A 19,427-nucleotide genomic window follows, 5' to 3' on the forward strand; every position below is an offset into this window, starting at 1 on the left:
TATGGATACACGCCAGTGGTCGTAGCCGACCAAGTCCCCCTCGCTGTCGCGCTCTCCGCCCGCGGCCTCATACCTCATGTGTACCTGCCGCGCCTGCGACCACTTCCGGTGGAGGTAGCGGTGTGCCATGAACGGTTCCTCCAGCAACATGGCCAGCACATCAAAGTTCCGTCGCGGCGTTCGGACACGTGGTGCCGCGTTTCGCCGTACGCACGCGGTGACGCTCGGATACCTCGGTGCCACGCAGATCGCGAGCGGGAGCGTGGACGAAAGCGTGTGCCACTTGGGGTGGTGTCCTGGACGCGATGGAGGAGGGCATTTACTCCGGTCGTGCACGGCAGGCGGTCGTGGATATGCGCCATCTTGTCTCTCCGTACCGGCGCCGTGGCATCCCGGCGGTCGCCGAGCTGGATGCGCGGGCTGCCGCATATTTTGCCCGAGTAGATTGACGCCGTCGCCACGGAGGCTCGAAGGGGAGTGCGGATCGCATGACGAAGTCGCTGGAGATCAAGCCCATCGCCACCGTGGTCGGCGGACGCGCCGAGCCCATCGACGACCACTGGACCGGGACGGCCATCATCCGCTTGAACCCGGACTACCCCGTCGAGGTCGTCCAGGGCCTGGAGGAGTTTTCCCACCTGCTGGTCGTCTGGCACTTCCACAAGGCGTCGCCCGACGACGTCGCTCTCCACGCCCGCAGTCCCCGCAACAATCCTGAGTGGCCGTCCACCGGGACGTTCGTCCACCGCAACCACCGCCGGCCGAACCAGCTCGCCCAGTCCTTCCCCCGGCTGCTGAAGGTCGACGGCCTGGACCTGCACGTCACCGACCTAGACGCGATCGACGGAAGCCCGGTCTACGACCTTGCTCCCTACTTCAGGGAGATGGGCCCGCGTGGCGAGGTACGCGAACCCGGCTGGCCGGGCGAGATGCTCGCGGACTACTGGGACGACGCGCGGGACTGACGACACCTTCTCCCTCCCGAGGCACGTCGGCGCCTGTTCGCGTATGCGGTTTCCGTATCAACGTCCCCGGCCGCTTCGGGCGCTGGGCGGGGACGGCGGTGAATAGTTGGGCGGCTGGATGGCCGCAGCGCTCTGGAGTTGGGGCACGCCGCGTTTCGCAGGTCGTGGTGGTGTCGCGGCGGCGGGGAGTTCGGCGTGGTGGCGAAGGCGCCAGATGAGGACATCGCTGAGTGAGTCGGCAGTAGCCAATTCCCTTGTTTCCACAGCCCTGTGGAGAAGGGCGGTGGTGTCGTGTCCGGCGCGCTGGGCTTCGGCGAGGGTGGCGGCGAGGGCGGGCCAGTTCGGCTCGCCCTGGATGCGGTCGGCGTGTTCGGGCAGAACGGCGCGGAGGGTGTCGGCGTAGTGGGCCGTGGTGTGGGGCGGCAGGCTCTGGCCGTAGGCGCGCATCTCGGCCATGGGGGTCTGTGCGGCGGCGCGGTAGGCGGTGCGCAGATGCTGGGCGGCTTGGTGTGAGGCGGCGGCTTGCTGGGTGTGGCTGTGGGCGGCGTGCCAGTGGGCGGCGGCGATGGCGAGGAAGATGAGGGTGTCGATGATCATTGCGCTGGCGGCGCCGTCCTCGCCTCGGCCGAGGGAGGGGCCGGCGCGGATGATGTCGCGGGCGGCTTTGCGTAGAGCGCGGTAGTGGGTGCGCTGGGCGTGGATGTGGGAGCGGGTGGCGCGTTCGAAGGCACGGGCTGCTTCTTGCAGCTCGTTCAGGGTCTGGGCGGCCGAGGTCTGGGCGAGGGCGTCGAGGAGTTCGCCTGCGCCGACCAATTGGGCGGCGGCTGCGCCCTCGTCATCGCTGTTCAGTAGGTCAAGGGCCTGGGTTGCCGTGGTGACGGCGTTGCGACGGGCGTACGAGGGTCCGCGCTGGGGTGTCGGTGCGGTGCCGGTTCCCTCGTCGTGTGGGAGGTTGCTTGCGGTGAGGCGTTGGCGGATGCGGGGAAGGGAGAGGTCGGGGGCGAGTTTGGCGCCGGAGAACCAGATGGGATCGCGGTCGGCGTTGCGGTCGCCGACGATGGCGACGGAGTAGCCGATGGCGTCGCCCGACGGTGCGATGCGCATTTTGACGCGTACACCCTCTTCTGTGAGTCGAGCGAAGAACTCGTCCTCGCTTGCGGCTCCGGCCAGGGCGGCGCGCACGTGTCCGCGCAGGCGCTCGCGGGCGGTGAGCTGGTGTCCCCTGCGGGTGGCTTTCTCTTTCTCAGCACGGGTGGGGCGTTTGGCGGCGGTGTGGTCGCCCCGCTCGACTTGGAACAGGCCGAGTTCGGTTTCGATGGCGATGAGTTCTTTGTTGACGTGGCGGTAGTCGTTCCAGTTCCGTGCTGGCGTGAGGTCTCCTCGGACCTTGGTGGCGACGATGTGGATGTGGTCGTCTGCGTGGCGTACGGCGATCCAGCGGCATCCGTCCGGGTCGCCTTCGGGGGCTATGCCTGCTGCTGAGACGACTCGGCGGGCGATGGCGGCCCACTCGGTATCGGTGAGGACGCGATCGGTGGGGGCGGCCCGTACCGAGCAGTGCCAGACATGGCCGTCCGGTGCGCGGTCACCTGCCTGCTTGACGCGCAGGTCCATGGCCTTGGCGAGCTGGGCGCGGGCGGCGTTTTCGTCGGCCGAGCGTCCTGGATCGGGGGCGAAGCCGTCCCAGGAGGCGACCAGGTGGGGATCGGTGTGTTTGTTGGCCCGGCCGGGACCGTAGAGGTAGTTGATGACGCCGCGTGTGCTGCGGCCGGGCTTGACGATGTTCGCGATCACCTACGCCGCCTTCGCGGACACCGCTCGATCCGCGTTCTCGTCGAGATCGGCCAGTGTGGCGTGGACCTGCGTAAGGGCGTGCCTGGCCTCGGCGAGGACTGCTGTGTCCACAGGGTGTGCGGAACCGTTCGCGTTGAGGCGGTGGGCGATCTGGTTGACGTTGGTGCCGAGCTTGGCGACCTGGGTGCGCAGAGCGGCGAGTTCGTCGATGTAGTCGTCGAGTGGGGTGCGCTGGCCGGGCAGGGTGAGGTCGCCGTGGACGTGGGCCATGACGACGGCGCCGACGTAGTGGGCGCCTGCGATGTTCAGCGACCGCGCCTTGGCGAGGATCTCGGTCTTTTCGTCGACGCTGTAGCGGACGTCGACGCGCTCTTTGCGCTGGCTTGTGTCGCGCTTGCGGCGGCGGGCGACGCGGTGGAGCGCGGCTTCGTCGGCGGCGCGTGGCAGCGATGGGGCGGTGGTGTCGCGGGGCTTCTCCTCCTCGGGCGCCCCCTGGTGCCCGAGTTCCTCCGCCACCCCCGGGGCGGAGACAGTGCTGGACCGGCCGGTGGACGGTCCAGCGCCATTCCTTGCTCCGCCTGTGTCTGGGGCCGTGATCATCTGCTTTGGCGCGGTGGTCAGTTGGTGGTGCTGGTCGTGCATTTCTCTGCTCCAGGGCGGGTTCGTGGGGTTGGAACGGATCGGTTGCGGGGGCCGAGACCCGTCCCTGGCTTGGTTGATCGGCAGGGACGGGCGACGGGGCTGCGGATGGCTTGGGTGCGCGTGGGATTTCAGGCGTGGGCGTGGTCGAGTTCTTCCTGGAGCACGCGGGTGGCTTCGACCAGGCGGTCCTTGCCGATGGAGTGGCCCTGGGCGCGGATCGCTTTCTCGACGGCGCTGCGTGAGATGTTGCCGTCGGGGCCTCGGGGCGCGTTGCGGCCGATGGTGATGAGTTCATCCATGGTGGCGCTGGGCTGGCGGCCTTTTGGCTTTGCGCCGTCCGCCGGGCGTTCCGCCACTTCGGGCGCGTAATTCGCCACATGGGTGTTCGGCCGTGCGGTTTCGGGCTGGCCCGGAGAAGCCGTTGCGGCCTCGGGGCCCGGGTGGCGTTGTGGTGTGGCGGATTGCGCCGGTCGAGGTGGCTGGGGCCGTGTGGGGTGGCGGCGTATGACGAGGTAGAGGTGGACGGATCCGGCGAGGGCGAGCGGTGCGATGGCGGAGAGGGCGCCGACGGTGAGGTCGTCGAGATGGAGTCCGGTGCTGTGGGTCTGCTGGTTGAGGCGGATGGCGTGCAGGGCGTTGGCCCAGATGCTGGTGGCGGTGGCGATGCCGACGAGCGCCCACACGTACAGGCGGGATGGCAGCGGGGCGGTGCGCAGGATGAGCAGGGCGCCGACGCCGATGGCGATGAAGCCGTCGATGACGAGGGGGAAGGTGTAGGTCAGGAGCCCGCGGATGTGGATGGCGACGGCCATCTGGCGCAGGGCGTCGTAGGAGAGGGCGAAGCCGATGGTGCCGAGGAGGGTGATGCCGGCGCGGATCGCGGCGCTTCCGGGGGTGGGCACCGGGGCGGTGGGTATGGCGGGGGGCATGCGGAAGTACTCCGGGAAGGGTGTGTGGCGGCCACCGGCCTGGGCGGGGGCGGCGGTTGGCTGCCGAGGGGTGGTGACTCGTACCACTCGTCGCGTGCCTGTTCAGGGCAGGTACGGGTGAAGTGGTGATGTCGGGTTGACTCGTTGCGGGTGCCGCACTCGTCCCCGTGCTGACCTGCGCGGGGACGAGTGCGACGAGTGGCTACGGGTTACGGGCCGACCGCGGCGGCGGGCGCCGGTTCCTGTGCGGGGCAGTAGCGGGCCCAGGCGTCGAGGAACTGGTTGCGGGCGAAGCCCTTGGCCTGGGTGCCACCGGGGAAACGGTGGTTGGCCGAGCTGATGCCGTAGTCCTTCAGCAGCAGTTGCAGGCCGCGCGGCGTGAGGCCCTGCACGCTGTACTCGGCCCAGGGCGCTTCGGGGTCGGCGTTGAGCTGCTGGATGAGGCGGCCTGTGCGCAGGGTTGCCGGGTTGCCTTCGGCGGTGAAGACCCGGCGGATGTCGACAAGGATGCGGGTGCGGAGTCCGGCGTCCTCGTCCTGTCCGGCCTCGTGGGCGGTCATGGCCGAGCAGGTCGTACGGGCGAGGGCCGGCCACTGTCCGCCTGCCAGGTCGGCGACGATGACCAGTGGCTCCCAGGTGTCCGCGGCGCGGTCCTCGACCGGCATGACGGGCTCCATGCTCATCGCGGTGGCATGCAGCGGGTGCAGCCATGCGCTCAGGCGGTCGCGCAGCGCGTGGAGGGCGGGGGTGTCCCGGCCGGTGCGGAAAGCGGCGACGGTCTCGCCTGGAGCCCTGCGGCGCATGCGGATGACCACGGACCGGTCCATGATCGTGTCGGGCAGGTCGCCGATGCCAGCGAGGGCGGCCATCGCGAAGGTGGGGAAGGCGACCGGTGTGTGTTCTGGGCCGGTGACACGGAGGGTGGGGCGGTTGCGCTGGTGTCCGGCGTTGAGCAGTCCGCGCAGGTCTTCGTTGCGTTCGGCTGCTTTGAGGGTGCCGAACAGGGTGTCGGCCTCGTCCACGAGCAGGGTGGGCGGGTTCTTTGCCGTGATTGACCGGAAGATCGCTGCCGGGCTGGCGTTGACGGTGATCAGCGGGGCGTGCACGGTCTCGGTCACCACGTCCAGGAGCCGTGATTTGCCGCAGCGTTTCGCCGGACCGACCACGGCCAGGCGGGGCGCGTGCTGCCACGCGGTCTGGAGATGGGTGGCCGCCACCCAGAGCGTGACCGCCGTGAGCGCCTCCTCGCTCGGCATCACGACGAACCGCTTGATCTCCTCCCGGAGGTCCGCCAGCACGTGCTCGCCTTCGGAGACCGGGGCGGGATCGGGCTCGTCGGCGGGCGGCTCCGGGGACGCTGGCGTGGAGGGCGCGGGCTGGCCGGGTATGGCGACGGTGGGCCATGCGGCGGGCGTGGCGGGGAAGGATGGCGTGTTCGGCTGGGGGCCGGGCATACTTGGAATCAGCTCCTCTGCTTGCGGGCCATATGGGACGGCAATCCCGGCCTCGCGGGTTGATCGCTAGGGATGGCGGTTGAGAGGTTTGCGCTTGGCCCCCCGGCTCTGCCGGGGGGCTTTTCGCGTCTTGTGGGCGGGGCTCCTTGGTGCTCTCTGGTGGGGCTATCCAGTATGCCACACGGATTGCCGATCGCAGAAGCGTTATGCGTACCGCAGGACGCGTGCTATCGTTTTACCTGTGCCTGCGAACGGCAGAGACCCGCTACAAACGGAAGGAGGTGGTCATGGGGGACGAAGAACCCCAGCAGGGCGTGCTGATCAGCGGCGAGGAGAACGTCGCGGTGCGGATCAAGCTGGAGCGGGAAGCGCGTGGCTGGAGTACCAACTCGCTGTCCGACCGCCTGAACGAGGCCGGCTTCGACATGAATCCGTCCGCGGTCTGGCGCATCGAGAACCGCAAGCGCCGCATCAACGTGGACGAGGCGATCGGCTTCGCCGAGGTGTTCGGCATTGACCTGCGCAACCTGGTCGGCCCGCCGAACCTCGCTGCCAAGGCCCGTGCCATGGAGCTCATCGACGCCGTCGTCGACGCCTTCCGTCAGACGCAGCGCGCCAGCGCGGCCTTCACGAAGGCCCGGGTCGCCCTCGACGCCTACCTCGCCGAACACCCCGACATCCGCGAAGAGGCCGACGTGATGGTCTCCAACGCCATCGCCCAAGCCGCCGACAGCCACCTGCTGGAAGCGTACGGACCAGGGCCGGGTGACCATCCGGCTGGCGAGAGCGGCCCCAGCGGCGACGCGTAGCCCAACCTCCGCCTCTGGCCCGCAAACCCCAGGAGCGGACGCCCGTACACACAACCGCCATCCCACGCGATCAACCCCGCAGGCCGGCATTGCCGTGCCACACGCCTGCGAAGGAAGGACCCCGCCTTGCCCCGGCCGGCGATACCCCATGCCTCCACGCAGCCCCCGCGTACAGCGAAGGAGGTGACCCACACCGCCGACCGCCTCCTCACCGTGGACGAGGCAGCCGAACGCCTCGGCACCGGCGTCCGCTTCGTCCGCCGTCTCGTCGCGGAGCGCCGCATCGCCTTCGTCAAGGTCGGACGCCATGTCCGCGTCTCCCGGAGCGTGCTTGACGCGTTCATCGAGACCAACACCGTCCAGCCCGCTGTCCGTCGGACCCGTGCCCACTACGGGAGGGCGGCCTGATGGCGAAGAAGAAGGCGGCGAAGCGCCGCTTCGGAGCGGTGCGGCAGTACGCGTCGGGGCGTTGGACGGCCAGCTACGTCGACCCCACCGGCCTGCGGCGGCGCGCGCCGGAGACCTTCGCGACCAAGACGGACGCGGACATCTGGCTGTCCCAGATCGAGGCGGATCTCACGCGCGGTGACTGGACCGACCCGGATGCCGGGGCCGTCAACTTCGAGGAGTACGCTCTGTGCTGGGTCGACGAGCGCAAGCTCGCGGCCACCACGGAAGAGCTGTACCGCCGCTTGCTGCGGCTGCACATCCTGCCGGCCTTCCGGCAATGGGACCTTGACGAGATCACTCCGCCCCGGGTCCGTGCCTGGCGAGCCGAACGTCTGGAGACCATCAAGGCAGACACGACGGTCGCGAAGGCGTACAGGCTCGTGAAGGCGATTCTGCAGACGGCGGCCGACGATGAGCTGATCCGGCGTAACCCCTGCCGGATCAAGGGGGCGGGCAAGGAGTCCGCCGACGAGCGCCCGGTGGCCACCGTGGAGCAGGTGGACGCGCTCGCCGACGCGATGGGTCCACGCTGGCGGCTGATGGTCTACTTCGCCGCCTACGCCAGCCTGCGGCCGGAGGAGCAGGCCGAATTGCGGCGGCCTGACGTCGTCCTGCCCAACGAGCCCGGCCCGCGCGAGCGGCGCGAGGCCGAGCAGCACGAGCCCGTCCTGCTGCGCATCAGCCGGGCCGCGCCTGAGCTGACCACCGGCCGCCGGGTGACCGGCGACACCAAGTCCGAGGCGGGGAAGCGCACGGTCGTGTTGCCGGGCTTCTTGTACGTCGATGTGCGTCGGCATCTCGACTGGTTCGCAGCCAAGGAGCCCGACGGACTGCTGTTCGTCGGCGAGCGGGCCGCCTCCTTCCGCCGTTCCACCTTCGGTCGGAAGTGGCGCAAGGCCCGGGACAAGGTCGGGCTGCCGCCCAACTTCCGCTTCTACGACCTGCGGCACACCGGCAACACCCTCGTCGCCCAGTCCGGCGGCACGCTCAAGGACGTCATGGTGCGCGCCGGCCAGTCGTCGGAGAAGGCGGCGCTGATCTATCAGCACTCGCCCATGGACCGGCAGAAGGAAGTCGCTCAGGGCCTCGACGCCCGCGTACGGGCGGCGCGGAAGGACGCCGTCAGCAGCCACGGCGACGGGCGGTCCGCCTCGGACACCGACTCAAGTGGTGCGCCAGTGGTGCGCCGCGCCTGACCCCTCCGACACCCGCACCCAGGGGGCCGACGCGGCACGCGTCGGCCCCTTGACGCGGTCTCTTCAGCCTGAGAAACGGCATCGGTGAGCGGCTGAAGATCTACTTGTGACCGCTCAACTCCCCACTAATGCAAGGGGGTTGCCTTGACCGGGCCACCGATTCGAGCGGGTCGCCCAAACGAGGGGCACGTGACGCGAGTCACATGAAATCGATCTCGCCATTCGGGACGCACGCCGAACATGCGAACGGAGGGCCCGGGGCTCACCGCCTGAGTGGACGTTTCCGCCTCCCAAGTGGTGCGCAAGTGGTGCGAGAGGCCATGAGAGGTCTAGACAACAACGAAGCCCCGGGCCGCTGGCCTGGGGCTTTTGTGTGGAGCGGGTGACGAGAATCGAACTCGCGCTCTGAGCTTGGGAAGCTCATGTTCTACCATTAAACTACACCCGCGAGGCGGCCGGTGATCGGCTTCGCATCGTCGGACACTCTACCTCATCGTGGACCCCGGGCGTATCGCGCCGCGGGGTTTTTGCGTTGTCGGGGGGTGGAAGTGGGGGTGGCGGGCGGGGGTTGGGGCGTAGGGTCGGGGGCGGAGTGCCGGGGTGGGGGGCCTCCCGTTCATCCCCTAGTGTGGGCGTTCGTCCGCGTTTGTTGGGGAAGGGACCTGATGGACTTGATGGAGCGCACCGTCGTCCGCTGTGCCGAAGGGCATGTGTTCAGTACTGCGACGTTCCCGATGCAGCAGCTCGACACCGCGAGGATCGGGCCCGGTCGGCTCATCCGGTGTCCGCGGTGTGCGCGGTTGCGGCACGCCGTGCCGGTGGAGCCCGTGAAGGCTGTGGAGCTGGAACAGCGCTGACCCTGGTCGGCACCGGCGCGCGAGACCGCCCGATGGGGGCGGGCTCGCGCGCTCTGCGTATCCTCGGGGCGTGCTTCTCTCAGACAAGGACATCCGGGCCGAGCTCGATTCCGGACGCGTGCGCATCGAGCCGTACGACGGATCGATGGTGCAGCCCTCCAGCATCGATGTGCGGCTCGACCGGTTCTTCCGGGTGTTCGAGAACCACCGCTATCCCCATATCGATCCCGCCGTCGAGCAGGCCGATCTGACGCGCACGGTCGAGCCGGAGGGGGACGAGCCGTTCATCCTGCACCCCGGGGAGTTCGTGCTCGCGTCGACGTACGAGGTCATCTCGCTGCCCGACGACATCGCCTCCCGGCTGGAGGGGAAGTCCAGCCTCGGCCGGCTCGGGCTGGTGACCCATTCGACCGCCGGGTTCATCGACCCCGGCTTCTCCGGGCATGTCACCCTTGAACTGTCGAATCTGGCGACCCTGCCCATAAAGCTCTGGCCGGGTATGAAGATCGGACAGCTCTGTCTGTTCCGGCTCAGTTCGCCGGCGGAGTTCCCGTACGGTTCCGAGCGCTACGGATCGCGCTACCAGGGGCAGCGGGGGCCGACGGCCTCGCGCTCCTATCTGAACTTCCACCGGACCCAGGTGTGACCCAGGTGTGACGCCGCGCCGACGGGAACAATCCCTACGGGGGCGGCCGGGATAGTGGGGATGGCGGGACAGCGGGGAAGGCTGAGATGACGGAGACCCGGGAGAACCTGTCGTACGAGAGGTTCGGCGTGGCCGTCCGCGAACTCGCGCAGACGATCGCCGACGACGGTTACGAACCCGATGTCGTGCTGAGCATCGCGCGCGGCGGGGTCTTCGTGGCCGGCGCTCTCGCCTATGCCCTGGACATCAAGGACATCCACCTGGTGAATGTGGAGTTCTACACCGGCGTCGGCACCACCCTCGCCACGCCGGTGATGCTGGCGCCCCTGCCCGACGTCGTCGACCTCGCCCGCAAGAAGGTCCTCATCGCGGACGACGTCGCCGACAGCGGCAAGACGCTCAAGCTCGTCCGTGACTTCTGCGCGGACCATGTCGCCGAGGTGCGCGGCGCGGTCATCTACGAGAAGTCCCAGTCCCTCGTGACGTGCGAGTACGTCTGGAGGCGTACCGACCGCTGGATCAACTTCCCCTGGAGCGTCCAGCCGCCCGTCGTACGGCGGGGCGGGTAGGTCACGCGGCCGGTCCGCGGCCAGGTCCGCGGCCGGTCACGCGGCCGTGTGACGCCTGACGCCCGGGCGGAGGACGCCGGGGCGGAAGGCCCCGCCCCGGTGCCCTCCGGGGGAGACCCTCCGGGTCAGATCGTGCCCAGCTTCAGCAGCGACAGCAGCGCGACGAGCTGGATCGCCGACGCGCCCAGCGCCTTCGGCCACGGCAGATCGTGCGACTTGCCCACCATGATCGTGAAGAGCGCCCCGGACGCGATCCAGGTGACCCAGCCGAGGACCTGCACCAGGCCGTTCTCGCCGCCCAGGAAGAGCGCGAAGACCAGGCGCGGGGCGTCCGTGATCGACATGATCAGCATCGAGAGGCCCACGGTCGGCTGCCAGGCGCCGTCGCCGCCGAGCTGGCGCGCCAGCGTATGGGTCACCGCGCCCAGGATCATGCCGCCGAGGACGAAGGCGACGGCCGTCGTCAGGACGTACGGGATGGCGGTGGTCAGCGTCGCGTTGATGGCGTCGTCACGGGCCGTGTCGAAGCCGAAGAGCGCCAGCAGACCGTAGAGGAACGTCACGATCAGGGCGGGGCCCCAGACCGGGTAGTCACGCATCCGCAGAAACGTGTCCCCGGGGCGCAGCACGATGCCGCTCAGCAGTTCCTTCCAGCGCAGCCGGGGGCCGGCCGGGGCCGGGGCACCGCCCGCGCTGTAGGTGGCGCCGTCGCCGTACGGGTCGTCACCGAGGCTGAACGCCTGGGTGTGGCCCGGGTTGTTGGCGTACGGGTCGCCGTGCGCGCCCGGCCGGCCCTGGGGGGCGTGCGGGGGCTGGGGGCCGTGCGGGTCGCCGAAGTACTCCGGCTCGCCGTGTCCGCCACCGCCGCCGTGCTGCCCGCCGCCGGGGCCGCGGTGCATGCCGTACTGGCCGCTGCTGCCCGCCGGAGGCCACTGCTGCTGACCGTACGGGGGCGGGGCCGGGTGCCCGCCCCCGTAACCGGGTGGCGGCGTCGCCTGCCGTCCGTACGGCTGCTGCGGCGGTTGCTGCCGCTGCTGCTGCGGTTGTTGTCGCGAGGTGCGGTTGTCCCGGCCGCGTCCGATCCTGAATCCAGCCACGCGATCGAACGTACCTGGTCTCGGCCGGTGGGACGGCTGGGGCGGCGGGACGGACCGTCAGTTGCGGCCGAGCTGTGACATCCCTTAGGGGGACCCCGGGGGGTTTGCCCCAGGTGTCAAGGGGGGCCTACCCCAGGAAGATCGAGGTGCTGAACGTGATGACCGGACGGTTCGTCACACCTCCCGCACCCGTGGCACCACCGGCACCCCCGGCACCTCCGCCGTCCGGGGACGACGCGTACAGCGCGATCAGATCCGTCGTCTCGCCCCGGTGCGTACGGGTGACCAGGTCCGGGCGCCCGTCCCCGGTGAAGTCGGCGGCGAGAAGAAGCTCGGTGATCACCTTCCCCCTGCCCGGCGATCCCGTTCCCGCGCCCGGCTCCGCCCCCGCGTCCTGGTCCGTCCCCGCGTCCTGCTCCGTTCCTGATCCCGATCCCGGCCCCGCCCCCGGCAGGGTGGGCGCGGGCGGCAGTGTCACGGTCTTGAAACCGTACGGTCCTCCCGGGCGCCCCGGCCCCTCGGGGCCCCCGAGCAGCAGCTCGCCCCGGCCGGCCCGGCCCGGTGTACGGGCGCGGTCGGAGTGCACGAGGTCGTCGTAACCGTCGTCGTTCGCGTCCGCCGCGGGCGCGGGCGCCTCAAGGACGGGACCGCCCCCGGGGACCGGCGCCGAGGCACCGCGCGGGGCACCGGCCCGGGTGAAGGGACCGCGGAGGAAACTGACCTGGCCCGCGCTCGCCGTGACCGCGAGATCCACCTTCCCGTCGCCGTCGAAGTCGCCGCAGACGGGGTGGTCGGGCCATTCGTTGCCGAAGCGGGCCTTGCCGGGGATCCGGAGGACCACCGCCCTGCCGCTCGGTCCGGTGGGTCCGCCGAAGAGGATCTGGAGCGGTACGGGGGGCATGCCGTTGCCGTCGTACGGCGGATCCGTACCGATGATCAGATCGCCATAGCCGTCCTGATCGAGATCGCATACGGCCTCGGCGTCGAACGCGGCCGGGAGCACACCGTCCACCCGGGCGCCGTGCGTACGCGGGCCGAGGGTCTGCCGTACGGCGGGGTCGAGACCGCCGCCGGCACCGGCCGTGCCGTAGACGATCCCGATGCCCGGGTCGTCGCCGTACGGGTCGTCCGGGGCCCTGACCAGGTCGTTCAGTACGAGATCACGCTGGCCGTCGCCGTTGAGGTCGTCCGGGAGGCGGCTGCCCCGGCCGCGCGGTACGGGGTGGCGTACGGCGCCGGCCTTGCCCGAGAGCGGGGCGGTGTCGCCGTTCTTGGCCTTCGCCGTGCCCCCGCTGCCGCCGCCGGCCGCCGGATCCGGGCCGGCCGTACAGCCCGCCAGCAGCGCCGCCGTACACACGCAGACGCAGACGGCGGCGCGGGCACGGGCGGTCCGCGCGGTTCTCGCCGCATCCGTCTTTCCGGTCGTTCGCGTCGTTCGCCTGGTGCGCGTCGTTCGCCCGGTCTTCACCGCGCTCGGCGTGCTCGCGGTCTGCGTGGTTCTCATTTTCCGCGTGATTCGCGTGGCTGTGCTGTTCGGCATGCGCGACGCGGCCCTTGCCACCGCCCTGGTCACGAGGTGTATCCGCACGACCGCCCCACCCCATCCGTCCCGTCCGTACGTCCGGCCTCCGTGGCCCGCCGCCTCACCGGCCTGCCACATGATGCTCCCGCCCGGCCGCGGAACGAAAGCGAACGGCCGGACCCGCTCCCAGCCGGGTCCGGCCGTTCCCACCACGCTCACCCGGGGCGTACGGGTGTGAGCACCTCTCCGCGCGGGGTCACCCACGCTCTCCGCGCGGGGTGCACGACCGCGTCGCCTACTTCACCGGCTCCGGCTCCGGATCCGGCGCGCTCTCGTGGTCCTCCGACCCCTCCGGGCCGGCGGGCGTCCGTACCGAGTCGAGCAGGAGCTGCGCCACATCCACCACTTGGAGGGACTCCTTCGCCTGACCCTCGTTCTTCTTCCCGTTGACGGAGTCGGTCAGCATCACCAGACAGAACGGGCACGCCGTCGAGACGATGTCCGGATTCAGCGAGAGCGCCTCGTCCACGCGCTCGTTGTTGACGCGCTTGCCGATCCGCTCCTCCATCCACATCCGCGCGCCGCCCGCGCCGCAGCAGAAGCCGCGCTCCTTGTGGCGGTGCATCTCCTCGTTCCGCAGGCCGGGCACCTTCGCGATGATCTCGCGCGGGGGCGTGTAGATCTTGTTGTGGCGGCCGAGGTAGCAGGGGTCGTGGTACGTGATGAGCCCCTCGACCGGCGTCACGGGCACAAGCCTGCCGTCGTCGACGAGATGCTGGAGCAACTGGGTGTGGTGGATGACCTCGTACTCGCCGCCGAGCTGCGGGTACTCGTTGGCGATCGTGTTGAAGCAGTGGGGGCAGGTCGCGACGATCTTCTTCGACGGCTTCGGCCTCTTCGCCGGCCCGTCGTCCCCGGTGGCCGAGCCGCTGCCGGCCTCGGCCCCGTCACCGGCCTCGGCATCGTCCACGCCGAACGCCATGTTCAGCATCGCGACGTTCTCCTGGCCGAGCTGCTGGAACAGCGGCTCGTTGCCCAGACGGCGGGCCGAGTCGCCCGTGCACTTCTCGTCGCCGCCCATGATCGCGAACGAGACGCCCGCGATGTGCAGCAGCTCCGCGAAGGCCTTGGTGGTCTTCTTGGCCCGGTCCTCCAGCGCGCCGGCGCAGCCGACCCAGTAGAGGTAGTCGACCTCCGACAGGTCCTCGATGTCCTTGCCGACGACCGGTACCTCGAAGTCGACCTCCTTCGTCCACTCCAGGCGCTGCTTCTTGGCCAGCCCCCAGGGGTTGCCCTTCTTCTCCAGGTTCTTGAGCATCGTCCCGGCCTCGCTCGGGAAGGCGCTCTCGATCATCACCTGGTAGCGGCGCATGTCGACGATGTGGTCCACATGCTCGATGTCGACCGGGCACTGCTCCACACAGGCACCGCAGGTGGTGCAGGACCAGAGCACGTCGGGGTCGATGACGCCGTTCTCCTCCAGGGTCCCGATCAGCGGGCGCTCGGCCTCCGCGAGGGCCGCGGCGGGCACCGCGGCCAACTGCTCCTCGGAGGCCTTCTCCTCGCCCTCCATGGTCCTGCCGCCGCCCGCCAGCAGATAGGGCGCCTTGGCGTGCGCGTGGTCGCGCAGCGACATGATCAGGAGCTTGGGCGAGAGCGGCTTGCCGGTGTTCCAGGCCGGGCACTGCGACTGGCAGCGGCCGCACTCGGTGCAGGTGGAGAAGTCGAGCAGGCCCTTCCAGGAGAAGTGCTCGATCTGGGAGACACCGAAGACGTCGTCCTCGCCCGGGTCCTCGAAGTCGATCTCCTTGCCGCCGCTCGTCATCGGCGGCAGCGCGCCGAGGGCCGTGGCGCCGTCCGCCTCGCGCTTGAACCAGATGTTCGGGAAGGCGAGGAAGCGGTGCCAGGCGACACCCATGTCGGTCTTGAGCGCGACCGTGATCATCCAGACGAAGGACGTCCCGATCTTGATCATCGCGACCAGGTAGACCAGGTTCTGGAGGGTGCCGGCGTCGAGCCCCTTGAAGGCCGCGACCAGCGGGTACGAGACGAGATACGCCGCCTGGTACGTGTCCGCGTGGTGCAGCGCGCCCTCCAGGCCGCGCAGGACGAGGATCGCCACCCCGATGACGAGGATGACGGCCTCGACGAAGTACGCCTGGCCGAAGTTGGAGCCCGCGAAGCGCGACTTGCGGCCGGCCCTGCTGGGGAGCGAGAGCTGCCGGATGACGATCAGGGTCAGGATGCCGAGGGTCGTCAGCAGGCCGATCAGCTCGACGAAGACCTCGTACGGTGTCCAGTCCCCGATGACCGGCAGCAGCCAGTCGGCCTTGAAGAGCTGCCCGAAGGCGTTCACCAGGGTGAGGACGAGGGTGAAGAAGCCGACCGCGACGAACCAGTGCGCCACCCCCACGACACCCCAGCGGTTCATCCGGGTGTGACCGAGGAACTCCTTGGCCACCGTCCAGGTGCGTCGGCCCGGTTCGTCCGTGCGCGTGCCCGCGGGGACGGCCTGGCCGAGCCGCACGAAGCGGTAGATCTGCGCGATGGCTCGGCCGAACAGCGCCACACCGACGACGGCGAGTACCAGCGACACGGTGATCGCGGCGAGTTGCATGAGGGGCTCCTCGGGCCTGCCAGGGTGGGAAATCCGCACTCTACTAAGCGGTAACTTAATCGGTTCGTCGCTGAGGTTACCCACTTATCCCGACGCAATGTAGCGGCGTGGTCGGTGATCTGTGTCGCTCGGGGCACCCCGGCCGGTCCCAGGGCCGGGACCGGGGCCTCGTCGACGACCCCGTCGGCGGTCCCGTCGGCCGCTTCCCCCGGCCGCCCGGTCCGCGACCGGTGGGTCCGCGACCGCCTCAGTCCCCGGTCGGATCACCGTTTCTGTCCAGGGTGCCATCCCCGGCCGGGGCCCCGCTCGGCGCTCCGACGGAGATCCCCGCCGGCATCGCGGACGCCGCTCCGGCCGTGGCCCCCGCGGCCGGCCCGGCGGGCGCTCCGGCCGGTGCCCCGACGGGGTGCGCGGCCGTGCCGGGCCCCTGTCCGCGCCGGGCGTGCGGCAGCCCGGCGTCCGGCCGTACGGCGCCCAGCCAGGAGGCGTCCGACCGTGAGTAGGGCAGGGCGAGCCGTCGTGGCAGCCGTTGCGGCCGTCGCGCGGGCCGCCAGGGGAGCCGCCGCGCGGACCGCCGGACGCGTGACCTGTGGAGCGCGGGGAGTGTGTGGGCCAGGATCGCCAGATCGAGACCGAGCCAGTGGTGCTCCACATAGTGCTGGTCGAGCAGCGCCGCCTCGTCCCAGGGCAGCGGTGAGTGCCGCCGCACCTGCGCCAGTCCGGTCAGCCCCGGCCGTACGAGCTGACGCCACGGCGCCGCGCCGGCGGCGGAGCCGACCTTCAGGGGCGCGGGCCCCACCAGCGACAGCTCGCCGCGTACGACATGGGGGAGCCGGGAGAGCAGGTCCAGCCGGAACCGCCGGGTGCGCAGGGAACTCAGGATGAAGGGCCGTCCGTTGAGTCCTGTGCGGTAGTCACGCTGGAAAACACCGTCGGCCGGCCGGGACAGGGCGAGGACGAGGGCGGCTGCCGTGAGCAGGGGCGCGGCGAGCACCAGGAGGGCCGAGCCGAGCGTCAGATCCAGAAGGCGCTTGGGTTCCAGGCGGTGCTGCGGGCGCCACATCATGCGTCGCTTCAAGGTCACACCTGACCGTTTCTGTGCGTTCTGTTACTTTCCGGATTCTTTGAGGCTTACGTAGCTTTTGACTTATTCGAGGTATTTGATACAGAACGATCGCATGGAGGAGGGGCGTGAACCGGGGGCAACCCGCCGGGCGCAAGGCATCCGCACGTTAGTTGAGTCGACTCGACTCAGGTCCTTTGACTCCGGGGGATCTGTGATGCATCCTTGAGCCTGTTCCACTCAAGTCAGTTGGAGGAATCGAAATGGCACGTGCGGTCGGCATCGACCTGGGCACGACTAACTCCGTCGTCAGCGTTCTGGAAGGCGGCGAGCCCACCGTCATCACCAACGCCGAGGGCGCCAGGACCACGCCGTCCGTCGTCGCCTTCGCCAAGAACGGCGAGGTGCTCGTCGGCGAGGTCGCGAAGCGCCAGGCGGTTACGAACGTCGACAGGACCATCCGGTCGGTCAAGCGCCACATGGGCACCGACTGGAAGATCAACCTGGACGGCAAGGACTTCAACCCGCAGCAGATCTCGGCCTTCGTGCTCCAGAAGCTGAAGCGGGACGCCGAGTCGTACCTGGGCGAGAAGGTCACCGACGCGGTGATCACCGTCCCCGCGTACTTCAACGACTCGGAGCGCCAGGCCACCAAGGAGGCCGGCGAGATCGCGGGCCTCAACGTGCTGCGCATCGTCAACGAGCCGACGGCCGCCGCCCTGGCCTACGGCCTCGACAAGGACGACCAGACCATCCTCGTCTTCGACCTCGGTGGCGGCACCTTCGACGTCTCGCTGCTGGAGATCGGCGACGGCGTCGTCGAGGTGAAGGCCACCAACGGTGACAACCACCTCGGTGGTGACGACTGGGACCAGCGCGTCGTCGACTTCCTGGTGAAGCAGTTCGCCAACGGCCACGGCGTGGACCTGTCCAAGGACAAGATGGCCCTCCAGCGTCTGCGCGAGGCCGCGGAGAAGGCGAAGATCGAGCTGTCGTCCTCCTCCGAGACGACCATCAACCTTCCGTACATCACGGCGTCCGCCGAGGGCCCGCTGCACCTGGACGAGAAGATCAGCCGCGCCCAGTTCCAGCAGCTCACCGCGGATCTGCTGGACCGCTGCAAGACCCCGTTCCACAACGTGATCAAGGACGCGGGCATCCAGCTCTCCGAGATCGACCACGTGGTGCTGGTCGGCGGTTCGACCCGTATGCCCGCCGTCGCGGAACTGGTCAAGGAACTGACCGGCGGCCGTGAGGCCAACAAGGGCGTCAACCCGGACGAGGTCGTCGCCATCGGCGCCGCGCTCCAGGCCGGTGTCCTGAAGGGTGAGGTCAAGGACGTCCTGCTGCTCGACGTCACCCCGCTGTCCCTGGGTATCGAGACCAAGGGCGGCATCATGACCAAGCTCATCGAGCGCAACACGACGATCCCGACGAAGCGCTCGGAGATCTTCACGACGGCCGAGGACAACCAGCCGTCGGTGCAGATCCAGGTCTACCAGGGCGAGCGCGAGATCGCGGCGTACAACAAGAAGCTCGGGATGTTCGAGCTGACCGGTCTGCCGCCCGCCCCGCGCGGTGTGCCGCAGATCGAGGTCGCCTTCGACATCGACGCCAACGGCATCATGCACGTGGCCGCGAAGGACCTCGGCACCGGCAAGGAGCAGAAGATGACCGTCACCGGCGGCTCCTCGCTGCCGAGGGACGAGGTCAACCGGATGCGCGAAGAGGCCGAGCAGTACGCCGACGAGGACCACCGCCGTCGTGAGGCCGCCGAGACGCGCAACCAGGCCGAGCAGCTCGTCTACCAGACGGAGAAGTTCCTCAAGGACAACGAGGACAAGGTCCCCGGCGACGTCAAGACCGAGGTCGAGACGTCCATCGCCGAGCTGAAGGAGAAGCTCAAGGGCGAGGACACCGCGGAGATCCGCACCTCCACGGAGAAGCTCGCGGCCGTCTCCCAGAAGCTCGGCCAGGCGATGTACGCCGACGCCCAGGCCGGTGCCGCCGCGGGCGGTGCCGAGGGCGCCGCGGGTGCCGGACAGGACCGGGCCGACGACGATGTCGTCGACGCCGAGATCGTGGACGACGAGAAGCCCAAGAAGGACGGTGCGGCGTGACCGAGGAGACCCCGGGTTTCGACGAGAAGCCCGACGTCCCCTCCGGCGCCAACCATGACGACGCCACGCCGAACGCCGCCGGGCCGGACTCCGTGAAGGAGCCGGGCCCGGCGGCCTCGGCCGGGGACGTGCAGGAAGTAGCCCTGAAGGCGCAGCTCGACCAGGTCCGTATGGCGCTCAACGAGCGCACGGCGGATCTCCAGCGCCTCCAGGCGGAGTATCAGAACTACCGCCGGCGGGTGGAGCGCGACCGGGTCACGGTCAAGGAGATCGCCGTCGCGAGTCTGCTGACCGAGCTGCTGCCCGTGCTCGACGACATCGGCCGGGCGCGGGACCACGAGGAGCTGGTCGGCGGCTTCAAGTCGGTCGCCGAGTCGCTGGAGACGGTCGTCGCCAAGCTGGGCCTCCAGCAGTTCGGTACGGAGGGCGAGCCCTTCGACCCGACGATCCACGAGGCCCTGATGCACTCGTACGCTCCGGACGTCACGGAGACGACGTGCGTCGCGATCCTCCAGCCTGGGTACCGGTTCGGCGAGCGGACGATCCGCCCGGCCCGGGTCGCGGTGGCCGAGCCCCAGCCCGGGGCCCAGCCCAAGTCGGCCGACGAGCAGGCGGAGCCGGCGAACGACAAGGAGAACGGTGGCCCGGACGAGGGCTGACGTGACGCCGGACGGCGGTGCGGTGCCACAGGGTGCCG

Annotated in this window: 17 protein-coding genes and 1 tRNA gene; 9 read left to right on the top strand and 9 right to left on the bottom strand. The window is 69.8% G+C overall.

All coding sequences use genetic code 11. The features are described 5' to 3' along the window. Nucleotides 1–488 precede the first annotated feature (488 nt). Complete coding sequence (locus ACFYYH_RS07855; RefSeq protein ID WP_388547385.1) at nucleotides 489–965, top strand: SAM-dependent methyltransferase; 477 nt, start codon at nucleotides 489–491, stop codon at nucleotides 963–965. A gap of 57 nt (nucleotides 966–1,022) precedes the next feature. Here the strand turns inward: ACFYYH_RS07855 and ACFYYH_RS07860 are convergent, their stop codons facing one another. The 4 genes from ACFYYH_RS07860 to ACFYYH_RS07875 form a co-directional block, all read right to left on the bottom strand. Further along, complete coding sequence (locus ACFYYH_RS07860) at nucleotides 1,023–2,759, bottom strand: relaxase/mobilization nuclease domain-containing protein (RefSeq protein ID WP_388547387.1); 1,737 nt, start codon at nucleotides 2,757–2,759, stop codon at nucleotides 1,023–1,025. Next, on the bottom strand, nucleotides 2,760–3,275 hold the full coding sequence (gene mobC, locus ACFYYH_RS07865) for a plasmid mobilization relaxosome protein MobC (protein WP_388547389.1): 516 nt from the start codon (nucleotides 3,273–3,275) through the stop codon (nucleotides 2,760–2,762). Nucleotides 3,276–3,529: 254 nt separating this feature from the next. Continuing rightward, nucleotides 3,530–4,330 carry a DUF2637 domain-containing protein gene (locus ACFYYH_RS07870; protein WP_388547391.1) on the bottom strand — a complete coding sequence of 267 codons (801 nt, stop codon included), beginning with the start codon at nucleotides 4,328–4,330 and terminating at the stop codon, nucleotides 3,530–3,532. A 209-nt stretch (nucleotides 4,331–4,539) separates the two neighbouring features. Beyond that, the gene (locus tag ACFYYH_RS07875; protein ID WP_388547393.1) at nucleotides 4,540–5,784 is read right to left on the bottom strand and encodes a DUF3631 domain-containing protein; all 1,245 of its coding nucleotides are present in this window, start codon (nucleotides 5,782–5,784) and stop codon (nucleotides 4,540–4,542) included. Between the two features lie 287 nt (nucleotides 5,785–6,071). Between ACFYYH_RS07875 and ACFYYH_RS07880 the strand changes: the two genes are divergently transcribed. The 3 genes from ACFYYH_RS07880 (at nucleotide 6,072) to ACFYYH_RS07890 (ending at nucleotide 8,239) form a co-directional block, all read left to right on the top strand. Then, a complete protein-coding gene (locus ACFYYH_RS07880; RefSeq protein WP_388547395.1) occupies nucleotides 6,072–6,593 on the top strand; it encodes a helix-turn-helix domain-containing protein in 522 nt (173 codons plus the stop codon). A gap of 183 nt (nucleotides 6,594–6,776) precedes the next feature. Beyond that, nucleotides 6,777–7,001 (top strand): helix-turn-helix domain-containing protein, encoded by a 225-nt coding sequence (locus tag ACFYYH_RS07885; RefSeq protein WP_388547398.1) that lies wholly within the window; start codon nucleotides 6,777–6,779, stop codon nucleotides 6,999–7,001. Continuing rightward, nucleotides 7,001–8,239 carry a tyrosine-type recombinase/integrase gene (locus ACFYYH_RS07890; protein WP_388547401.1) on the top strand — a complete coding sequence of 413 codons (1,239 nt, stop codon included), beginning with the start codon at nucleotides 7,001–7,003 and terminating at the stop codon, nucleotides 8,237–8,239. The genes ACFYYH_RS07885 and ACFYYH_RS07890 overlap by 1 nt, the downstream gene beginning before the upstream one ends. Nucleotides 8,240–8,613: 374 nt before the next feature. Here the strand turns inward: ACFYYH_RS07890 and ACFYYH_RS07895 are convergent. Beyond that, nucleotides 8,614–8,687: transfer RNA gene (locus tag ACFYYH_RS07895), tRNA-Gly, on the bottom strand. 217 nt (nucleotides 8,688–8,904) lie between these two features. Between ACFYYH_RS07895 and ACFYYH_RS07900 the strand changes: the two genes are divergently transcribed. The 3 genes from ACFYYH_RS07900 (at nucleotide 8,905) to ACFYYH_RS07910 (ending at nucleotide 10,311) form a co-directional block, all read left to right on the top strand. Beyond that, nucleotides 8,905–9,096 carry a hypothetical protein gene (locus ACFYYH_RS07900; RefSeq protein WP_388547404.1) on the top strand — a complete coding sequence of 64 codons (192 nt, stop codon included), beginning with the start codon at nucleotides 8,905–8,907 and terminating at the stop codon, nucleotides 9,094–9,096. Nucleotides 9,097–9,166: 70 nt separating this feature from the next. Further along, on the top strand, nucleotides 9,167–9,742 hold the full coding sequence (gene dcd / locus ACFYYH_RS07905; RefSeq protein ID WP_388547407.1) for a dCTP deaminase: 576 nt from the start codon (nucleotides 9,167–9,169) through the stop codon (nucleotides 9,740–9,742). Nucleotides 9,743–9,828: 86 nt separating this feature from the next. Beyond that, the gene (locus ACFYYH_RS07910) at nucleotides 9,829–10,311 is read left to right on the top strand and encodes a phosphoribosyltransferase (RefSeq protein WP_388547409.1); all 483 of its coding nucleotides are present in this window, start codon (nucleotides 9,829–9,831) and stop codon (nucleotides 10,309–10,311) included. A gap of 125 nt (nucleotides 10,312–10,436) precedes the next feature. Here ACFYYH_RS07910 and ACFYYH_RS07915 read toward each other — a convergent pair whose 3' ends face one another. The 4 genes from ACFYYH_RS07915 to ACFYYH_RS07930 all read right to left on the bottom strand — a co-directional run bounded on the left by ACFYYH_RS07915 (nucleotide 10,437) and on the right by ACFYYH_RS07930 (nucleotide 16,625). Next, entirely contained in the window at nucleotides 10,437–11,408 is a 972-nt protein-coding gene (locus ACFYYH_RS07915; RefSeq protein ID WP_388547411.1) for a Yip1 family protein, read from the bottom strand. 127 nt (nucleotides 11,409–11,535) lie between these two features. Beyond that, entirely contained in the window at nucleotides 11,536–12,912 is a 1,377-nt protein-coding gene (locus ACFYYH_RS07920; RefSeq protein ID WP_388547414.1) for a VCBS repeat-containing protein, read from the bottom strand. A gap of 313 nt (nucleotides 12,913–13,225) precedes the next feature. Beyond that, nucleotides 13,226–15,547, bottom strand: a complete 2,322-nt coding sequence (locus ACFYYH_RS07925; RefSeq protein ID WP_388547417.1) for a (Fe-S)-binding protein — start codon at nucleotides 15,545–15,547, stop codon at nucleotides 13,226–13,228. Between the two features lie 247 nt (nucleotides 15,548–15,794). Further along, nucleotides 15,795–16,625, bottom strand: coding sequence for a sugar transferase (locus tag ACFYYH_RS07930; protein ID WP_388547419.1), 831 nt, complete (start codon nucleotides 16,623–16,625; stop codon nucleotides 15,795–15,797). A gap of 248 nt (nucleotides 16,626–16,873) precedes the next feature. Between ACFYYH_RS07930 and dnaK the strand changes: the two genes are divergently transcribed. Further along, on the top strand, nucleotides 16,874–18,730 hold the full coding sequence (gene dnaK, locus ACFYYH_RS07935) for a molecular chaperone DnaK (RefSeq protein WP_388547422.1): 1,857 nt from the start codon (nucleotides 16,874–16,876) through the stop codon (nucleotides 18,728–18,730). Next, nucleotides 18,727–19,389, top strand: a complete 663-nt coding sequence (grpE, locus tag ACFYYH_RS07940) for a nucleotide exchange factor GrpE (protein WP_388547425.1) — start codon at nucleotides 18,727–18,729, stop codon at nucleotides 19,387–19,389. The genes dnaK and grpE overlap by 4 nt, the downstream gene beginning before the upstream one ends. Nucleotides 19,390–19,427: the final 38 nt, after the last annotated feature.

The organism is Streptomyces sp. NPDC002018, assembly GCF_042890865.1.
GTDB lineage: Bacteria > Actinomycetota > Actinomycetes > Streptomycetales > Streptomycetaceae > Streptomyces.

Coding starts and splice junctions, on each gene's coding strand:
- ACFYYH_RS07855 (WP_388547385.1), top strand. CDS start 489: ATGACGAAGTCGCTGGAGATCAAGCCCATCGCCACCGTGGTCGGCGGA.
- ACFYYH_RS07870 (WP_388547391.1), bottom strand. CDS start 4,330: ATGCCCCCCGCCATACCCACCGCCCCGGTGCCCACCCCCGGAAGCGCC.
- ACFYYH_RS07875 (WP_388547393.1), bottom strand. CDS start 5,784: ATGCCCGGCCCCCAGCCGAACACGCCATCCTTCCCCGCCACGCCCGCC.
- ACFYYH_RS07880 (WP_388547395.1), top strand. CDS start 6,072: ATGGGGGACGAAGAACCCCAGCAGGGCGTGCTGATCAGCGGCGAGGAG.
- ACFYYH_RS07890 (WP_388547401.1), top strand. CDS start 7,001: ATGGCGAAGAAGAAGGCGGCGAAGCGCCGCTTCGGAGCGGTGCGGCAG.
- ACFYYH_RS07900 (WP_388547404.1), top strand. CDS start 8,905: ATGGACTTGATGGAGCGCACCGTCGTCCGCTGTGCCGAAGGGCATGTG.
- ACFYYH_RS07910 (WP_388547409.1), top strand. CDS start 9,829: ATGACGGAGACCCGGGAGAACCTGTCGTACGAGAGGTTCGGCGTGGCC.
- ACFYYH_RS07920 (WP_388547414.1), bottom strand. CDS start 12,912: ATGAGAACCACGCAGACCGCGAGCACGCCGAGCGCGGTGAAGACCGGG.
- ACFYYH_RS07925 (WP_388547417.1), bottom strand. CDS start 15,547: ATGCAACTCGCCGCGATCACCGTGTCGCTGGTACTCGCCGTCGTCGGT.
- dnaK (WP_388547422.1), top strand. CDS start 16,874: ATGGCACGTGCGGTCGGCATCGACCTGGGCACGACTAACTCCGTCGTC.